Here is a 6,923-nt window from a genome sequence, read left to right as displayed (position 1 = left end):
TGGACGCGCCGGCCGTCGCGGCGCAGCGCTTCCACCTGGACGCGCCCGGCTGGTTCGTCGGCGACGTCCCGCCGCCGGAGGCGCTCGCGCCGCTGGCCAGGGCCGTGTGGAACGACCGCCGCGTCTCGGCCGTCTACAAGGGGAAGGTGCGCACGCTGGAGCCGTACGGGCTGGTGCTCAAGGCGGGCGCCTGGTACCTGGCCGCGCGGCTCGGGACCCGGTTCCTGATCTTCCGGGTGCACCGGTTCGGCGCGGTGTCCGTGCTCGCCGAGCCGTTCGACCGGGAGCCCTCCTTCGACCTGGCCGCCTTCTGGGCGGAGCAGTCGGCGGAGTTCAGCCGGTCGCTGCTGCGGGACGTGGTCACGCTGCGGCTCAGCGAGCACGGGGTGCGGATGCTGCGGCACATCGCCGACCCGGCCGCGCTCGACGACGCGCTCGCCTCGCTCCAGCCGGACGGGACGGTACGGCTGGCGGTGGAGTCGGTGCCGGTGGCGTACTCGCAGGTGCTGCGGTTCGGGCCGGAGGCGGAGGTGCTGGACCCGCCCGAGCTGCGGAAGCTGGTCGCCGACGCCGCCGCCCGCACGTCCGCCCTCTACCGGCCCTGACCGGCCTTCAGCGGTACTCGGCCGGGTCGGTGTCCTTGCCCGGCTCCCGTACCTCCGTGATGAAGCTCCACACCCGCGGGCGGCTGCCGTCCACGTCCGTGAAGCCGTACGCGCCGGCCAGGTCCTCGCTGGCGACCGACCTGCCCGACCAGCGCTGCCGGTCGGGGTCGGCGGCGAGGGCGGCGACGCCTCTGCCGACGTACGCGGGGGTCTCGGAGACCATCCAGGTGACGTCCACCTTCGCCTCGCGCCAGTTGTCCTCGGTGACGCCGAAGTTGTCGAGCATCGCCTCCGAGCGCAGGAACCCCGGCGTCACCGCCACCGCGGTCCCCCCGTACGGGCGCAGCTCGCGCGACCAGGCGAAGGCCAGCCGGTTCACCGAGACCTTGGCCAGGTCGTAGTAGACGTTCTCGCGGTAGCGGGTCTCGTTGAAGGCCCAGGTGCCGTCGGTGACCTCGACGACCAGGCCGCCCTCGTTCCTGATCACCAGCGGGAGCAGGTGGCGGCTGCTGATGATGTGCGTGTCGACCGCCAGCCTGAGCAGCCGGAAGCCCTTGTCCATGTCGTGCTTCCAGACCGGGGTGTCCCAGGCCCAGAGGTGGTCGCCGCCCCACACGTCGTTCACCAGCACGTCGAGCCTGCCCTGCTCGCGCTCCACCCGCTCGGCCAGCGCCTCGACCTGATCAGGGTCCAGGTGGTCGACCTGGACCGCGATGCCCGTCCCGCCGGCCGCGGTCACCAGCTCCGCCGTCTCCTCGATGGTCTCCGGCCGGTTCATCTCCGAACGCCGCTCGCGCGTGCTCCTGCCCGTGCAGTAGACCGTCGCGCCGGCCGCGCCCAGCGCCACCGCGATGCCCCGTCCCGTTCCGCGGGTCGCCCCCGCCACCAAAGCAATCATGTGGCCGATCGTTCCCCGAATACCCGACATCTCGTGTCATGTTTTTCCGCCCATGGGCTGGGGCCAGCACTTCTTCTTCGACTGCGGGGGCGGGAACGCGCTGGCGTTCTTCTGGTTCCCGGACGCGCCGGAGGGCGTGCCGGGGGTGTCGGCGCCGGAGAACCTGCCGGATCGGGGGGAACTGCTGTCGGCGGTCGGGTCGATGAACCACATCGCCTTCGACGTGCCGCCGGAGCGGATCGAGGAGTACCGGGAACGGCTCGTGGCCAGGGGGGTGGACGTGGGGGTGGTGCTCAACCACGACGACAGCGAGTTCGGGGTGCTCCAGGCCGCGAACTCCACCAGCACCCCATCGGGGGGGACGTCCACCACGACCCCAAAACCGCCGCCGACCGCACCACCTGACCCCCGAACGCGGCACCCGGCCTGACGGCACGACCCCGTCACCCCCACCGGGCCGGGCACCGACGACGGCGCCGACCTCCACCGCACCCCGACCCGCCGACGCGGCGCTCCCAAGCGTCCACGCACTTCGCCACACCGCGACGGCCCCACGCCAAGCGGCCACGCCACGCGCCGCCCGATGATGGCCCCACACCGCCGCCAAGCGCCACCCCACCACGGCGCATCCTCGCGACGTGCCACCCTACGACGGGTCCCACGACGTCGCGCCAGGCCCGCATGCCGTCGCGTGCCGCGCCACGACGGTCCGTCCGGCCGGTCCCGTTATCCGGGGTCTCGCCAGTGCGGTGGGTGCGGAACCGTTCGTCGCGGGGAAGGGACCATTCGGCGATCAGGGGGAGGCGTGCGGCGGGTGAGTGTTTATGGTTTTCGGGGTGACGCGTGTGGCCGCCGGCAATGGCCAACGATTTTAGGCCAAACCGTAATATTGCCGACATTTTGATTAATGCCGCCGCAAAGCTACTCTCCCTCCATTGACTACCCGTCAGGAACCGGTCACAGCCGGCTCCAGATCCACTCATCGGAGGGTTGATGACTACCGGGGAACCCGGGCAGCCACGCACCGACCGCAGCCCCTGGAACTGGCTGCTGATCCTGCCCATCGTGCTGCCGCTGCTGACGTTCCTGTTCAACGCCGACGAGCCCCGCCTGCTGGGCTTCCCGCTCTTCTACTGGCTCCAGCTGGCCTTCATCGTGGTCGGCGTCGTGTCCACGACCATCGTCTACAGGATGACCAAGTGAGCGCGCACACGACCGAGCTGGTCGTCTTCGTGCTGCTGTTCCTCCTGGTCACCGTCATGGGGTTCGTGGCCGCGCGGTGGCGGCGGCCGAACGACCTGGCCAGCCTCAACGAGTGGGGGCTCGGCGGGCGCAGCTTCGGGTCCTGGATCACGTGGTTCCTGGTGGGCGGCGACCTCTACACCGCCTACACGTTCGTGGCGGTGCCGGCGCTGGTGTTCGGCTCCGGCGCGATCGGGTTCTACGCGCTGCCGTACACGGTCGTGGTGTACCCGCTGGTGTTCCTGGTGCTGGCGCGGATGTGGTCGGTGTCGCACGTGCACGGGTTCGTCACGCCTGCCGACTTCGTCCGGGCCCGCTTCGGGTCTCCGACGCTGGCGCTGGTGATCGCGATCACCGGGCTGGTGGCGACGATGCCGTACATCGCGCTCCAGCTCATCGGCATCGAGTCGGTGCTGAAGGCGATGGGCATCACCGGGCACCTGCCGATCGTGATCGCGTTCGCGATCCTGGCCGCGTACACCTACCAGTCGGGCCTGCGGGCGCCCGCGCTGATCGCGTTCGTGAAGGACACGCTGATCTACATCGTGATCCTGGCGGCCGTCATCTACATCCCGGCCAAGCTGGGCGGCTGGGACTCGATCTTCGACGCGGCCAAGGCCAAGTTCGACGCCACCCCGGCGCCGGGCGACGGCATCATCCTGAACGCCAACAACCAGCTCCAGTACGTGACGCTGGCCTTCGGCTCGGCGCTCGCGCTGTTCCTCTACCCGCACAGCCTCACCGGCGTGCTGGCCTCGAAGAACCGCAACGTCATCAAGCGGAACATGTCCGCGCTGCCCGCCTACAGCTTCGTGCTCGGCCTGATCGCGCTGCTCGGTTTCATGGCCATCGCGGCCGGCGTCAAGCCGGTGATGACCAACGGCAAGGCCGACAACAACACGATCGTGCCCCTGCTGTTCGACAAGATGTTCCCCGACTGGTTCACGGGCGTCGCGTACGCGGCCGTCGGCATCGGCGCGCTCGTCCCCGCGGCGATCATGTCGATCGCGGCGGCGAACCTGTTCACCCGCAACATCTACCGCGAGTACTTCAACAAGACCGCCAGCGACCGCGAGGAGGCCAACGTCTCCAAGATCGTGTCGCTGCTGGTCAAGGTGGGCGCGGTGCTGTGCATCCTGCTGCTCGACCCGCAGTTCTCGATCGACCTGCAGCTCATCGGCGGCGTGATCATCCTGCAGACGCTGCCGGCGGTGGCGCTGGGCCTGTACACGCGCTGGTTCCACAAGGGCGGCCTGATCGCGGGCTGGGCGGCCGGCCTGGTGGCGGGCATGTGGATGCTGTACCTCATCCCGAACCCGGCCAACGGCAAGCTGCACTTCGGCGGCTCGGCGTTCGCGCTGTCGAACCTGGGCTTCGACACCAAGATGACGATCTACCCCGGGTTCGTGGCGGTGGCCGTGAACGTGCTGGTGGCGGCGCTGGTCACGCTGCTGTTCCGGGCGACCAAGGTGGCCGACGGCGAGGACGCGACGGCTCGCGACGAGTACTTCGCCGACGAGGGCGACCCGAAGGTCAAGGACCTGGACCTGACCGGCTCGCACTGATCCCCCGCTGACGGCCCGTCCTGCCACGAGCGGGGCGGGCCGTCAGTCTTCCGGGTAGGCGGGGTTGGCGACCGCCAGCTTCGCCCGTACGGCCTGCTCCAGGGCGGTGACGAGGGCGTGGTCGTCCTCGATCCGGCCCTCGCGGATGGCGGCGGCCAGCTCGGCGTCGTCGGCCATGCCGAGCGCGGCCAGCCGCGCCGCGTGCTCGCGGGCCTGCTCCGGGCCGAGCGTGATCTCCCGTTCCACCATGCCGAGCACGTTGATGGCCACCCGCGCGTGGAAGCGCACCCGCCCGTCCACGGCCGGGAGCACGTCGCTCTGGAGGAAGTCGCGGACCGCGGCCACGAGCTGGGCCGCCGTGGGCACGTCGTGCGGAGCAGATGTCATCTGATTTCTCCTCAAGGCACTATTTATTCGCGTCCGATCGATGAACGGCTAGCCTGCGGCCATGCGCACAGGGTCTCCCACCGCCTCTCCCCTGGGGCCGCCCCCGGCTCTCGGGCCCCGGCTCATCCGGGCCGAGCTGTTCGTCGTGTTCTCGGTCTCGCTCGGCGCCAGCGGCCTGCTGGCGCTGCTGCGGCTGATCGGCTCGCTCACGGCGCCCGAGCAGCTGAAGGGCCAGCAGGCCGTGCTGGTCCGGTCGATGGCGCCCGGGCGGCCGTGGCTGGACCTGGCGCTGCAGCTCGCCGACATCGCCGTCAGCGTGGCGCCGGTCGCGCTGGTGGCGTACCTGATGGTGCGCTCCGGGGAGTCGCTGCGCACGATCGGCGTGGACTTCCAGGAGAAGGGCCGCGACACGGTGCGCGGGGCGGTGCTGGCGGCCGCGATCGGCGGCACCGGGCTGGCGTTCTACCTCGTCGTGTGGGCCACGGGCGTGAACCTGACCGTCGTCGCCGGCCAGCTCCCCCAGGTGTGGTGGCAGGTCCCGGTGCTGCTGCTCGCCGCGGCGCAGAACGGGGTGCTGGAGGAGGTGCTCGTCGCCGGGTACCTGCTGCACCGGCTCGACCAGGCCGGGTGGACGCCGTGGAAGGCCGTCGCGGTGTCGGCGCTGCTGCGGGGGTCGTACCACCTGTATCAGGGCTTCGGCGGGTTCGTCGGGAACGTCGTGATGGGCGTGGTGTTCGGGCGGCTCTACCAGCGCTGGGGTCGCGCGATGCCGCTGGTGGTGGCGCACACGCTGATCGACGCCGTCGCCTTCGTCGGGTACGCCTTCCTGCACGGCCGTGTGAGCTGGCTGCCCTGAAACCGTCCCGAAACCGTTGACCTGACAACTGGTTTCGGGTGAGATCCGGAACATGAGCTTCGCCGTTCCCGACGGTGTCCGGCCGGTCCGCGACGCCGTCCACGCGTTCATGACCGAGCGGGTGGAGCCGGCCGAGCCGGTGCTGCACGCGGGCGGGCCCGAGGCCGCGGCGGCCCTGGACGAGCTGCGGGCCGAGGCCAGGAAGGAGGGCCTGTGGGCGCTCGGCCACCCGCGTGAGCTGGGCGGCGGCGGCCTGCCGTTCCTCGACTACGTCTACGTCAACGAGGTGCAGGGCCGCAGCGAGTACGGGCAGCTCGCGCTGGGCACGTTCACGCTGCAGGACTCGCTGATGCTGCACGAGCACGCCTCCCCCGAGCAGCGCGAGCGCTACCTCGAACCGCTCGTGCGGGGCGACATCTGGCCCAGCTTCGCCATGACCGAGCCGTCGATCTCCAGCAGCGACCCCACCCAGATCAGGACCGCCGCGGTGCTCGACGGGGACGAATGGGTGATCAACGGGCACAAGTGGTTCACGACCGGGGCCTCGCGGGCCGCGTACACGACCGTCATGTGCCGGACCGAGCAGGACGCGCCGCCCCACCTGGCCTTCTCCATGATCCTCGTGCCGACGGACACGCCCGGCTACCGCATCGTCCGCGAGACGCCCGTGCTGGGGCTCGACGGGGCGCACTGCGAGGTCCGGTACGAGGACGTCCGCGTCCCCGCCGCCAACCTGCTCGGCCCGCGCGGCCACGGGTTCGTCATCGCGCAGCGGCGGCTCGGCCCCGGCCGGATCTTCCACTGCATGCGCTGGCTCGGGCAGGCGCAGCGCGCGTTCGACCTGATGTGCCGCAGGTTGCAGGAGCGGACCGCGTTCGGCGAGCCGCTGGCCGGGAAGCAGCTCATGCGCCAGCACGTGTTCGACTCCTACGCCGAGATCCAGGCCGCCCGGCTGCTCACGCTCCACGCCGCCGAGGCCATCGACGCGGGCTCGCAGGCCCGGGTCGAGATCGGCGCGATCAAGGTGGTCGGGGCGCGCACGCTGCACAACGTGATCGACCGGGCCATCCAGGTGTACGGCGCCGCCGGGCTCACCCCCGACACGCCCCTGGACCGCATGTACCGGCACGCTCGGGCCGGGCGGATCTACGACGGGCCCGACGAGGTGCACATCGACGCGGTGGGACGGCGCATCCTGGGCGAGTACGCGGCGGGCGGCAACTGGGAGTTCGGCCTGCGATGACCCGGCTCCACGAGATCGTCGGCGAGGTGTTCGGGGCAGGCGCGTCCGTGCCCTTCAGCGCCCGGCTGCCCGGCGGGGCGTCCCGGGAGACCTGGGCCCTCGACGTCGTCACGGGCTCCGAACGGCA

Annotated in this window: 8 protein-coding genes; 6 read left to right on the top strand and 2 right to left on the bottom strand. The window is 71.0% G+C overall.

Annotated elements, in window-relative coordinates:
• Positions 1-605, top strand: a 605-nt coding sequence (locus tag ACWDX9_RS57305; protein WP_449971553.1) for a WYL domain-containing protein, incomplete at its 5' end; no start/stop codon positions are given.
• A gap of 7 nt (positions 606-612) precedes the next feature.
• Here the strand turns inward: ACWDX9_RS57305 and ACWDX9_RS57300 are convergent.
• On the bottom strand, positions 613-1,503 hold the full coding sequence (locus tag ACWDX9_RS57300; protein ID WP_449971550.1) for an SDR family oxidoreductase: 891 nt from the start codon (positions 1,501-1,503) through the stop codon (positions 613-615).
• 52 nt (positions 1,504-1,555) lie between these two features.
• On the opposite strand from ACWDX9_RS57300, the gene ACWDX9_RS57295 reads away from it, so the two are divergent.
• From ACWDX9_RS57295 to mctP, 3 genes are all read left to right on the top strand, one after another.
• Positions 1,556-1,933, top strand: coding sequence for a VOC family protein (locus ACWDX9_RS57295; protein WP_449971548.1), 378 nt, complete (start codon positions 1,556-1,558; stop codon positions 1,931-1,933).
• Positions 1,934-2,496: 563 nt separating this feature from the next.
• A complete protein-coding gene (locus ACWDX9_RS57290) occupies positions 2,497-2,706 on the top strand; it encodes a DUF3311 domain-containing protein (protein WP_350734699.1) in 210 nt (69 codons plus the stop codon).
• On the top strand, positions 2,703-4,310 hold the full coding sequence (gene mctP, locus ACWDX9_RS57285; protein WP_449971545.1) for a monocarboxylate uptake permease MctP: 1,608 nt from the start codon (positions 2,703-2,705) through the stop codon (positions 4,308-4,310). Before ACWDX9_RS57290 ends, mctP begins: the two co-directional genes overlap by 4 nt.
• A 42-nt stretch (positions 4,311-4,352) precedes the next feature.
• Here mctP and ACWDX9_RS57280 read toward each other — a convergent pair whose 3' ends face one another.
• A complete protein-coding gene (locus tag ACWDX9_RS57280) occupies positions 4,353-4,697 on the bottom strand; it encodes a DUF6285 domain-containing protein (protein WP_449971542.1) in 345 nt (114 codons plus the stop codon).
• A 61-nt stretch (positions 4,698-4,758) separates the two neighbouring features.
• On the opposite strand from ACWDX9_RS57280, the gene ACWDX9_RS57275 reads away from it, so the two are divergent.
• Entirely contained in the window at positions 4,759-5,553 is a 795-nt protein-coding gene (locus ACWDX9_RS57275; RefSeq protein ID WP_449971540.1) for a CPBP family intramembrane glutamic endopeptidase, read from the top strand.
• Positions 5,554-5,605: 52 nt separating this feature from the next.
• On the top strand, positions 5,606-6,796 hold the full coding sequence (locus tag ACWDX9_RS57270; RefSeq protein WP_363968783.1) for an acyl-CoA dehydrogenase family protein: 1,191 nt from the start codon (positions 5,606-5,608) through the stop codon (positions 6,794-6,796).
• The last annotated feature ends 127 nt before the right edge of the window (positions 6,797-6,923 follow it).

Source organism: Nonomuraea sp. NPDC003201, from assembly GCF_053590415.1.
Note: the sequence above shows the minus strand (reverse complement) of the source record. Positions and strands in the feature narration are given on the sequence as shown.

Bases quoted from the DNA above. Each gene is read 5' to 3' on its own strand.
- ACWDX9_RS57275 (WP_449971540.1), top strand. From the start codon at position 4,759: ATGCGCACAGGGTCTCCCACCGCCTCTCCCCTGGGGCCGCCCCCGGCT.
- ACWDX9_RS57295 (WP_449971548.1), top strand. From the start codon at position 1,556: ATGGGCTGGGGCCAGCACTTCTTCTTCGACTGCGGGGGCGGGAACGCG.
- ACWDX9_RS57270 (WP_363968783.1), top strand. From the start codon at position 5,606: ATGAGCTTCGCCGTTCCCGACGGTGTCCGGCCGGTCCGCGACGCCGTC.
- ACWDX9_RS57280 (WP_449971542.1), bottom strand. From the start codon at position 4,697: ATGACATCTGCTCCGCACGACGTGCCCACGGCGGCCCAGCTCGTGGCC.
- ACWDX9_RS57300 (WP_449971550.1), bottom strand. From the start codon at position 1,503: ATGATTGCTTTGGTGGCGGGGGCGACCCGCGGAACGGGACGGGGCATC.
- ACWDX9_RS57290 (WP_350734699.1), top strand. From the start codon at position 2,497: ATGACTACCGGGGAACCCGGGCAGCCACGCACCGACCGCAGCCCCTGG.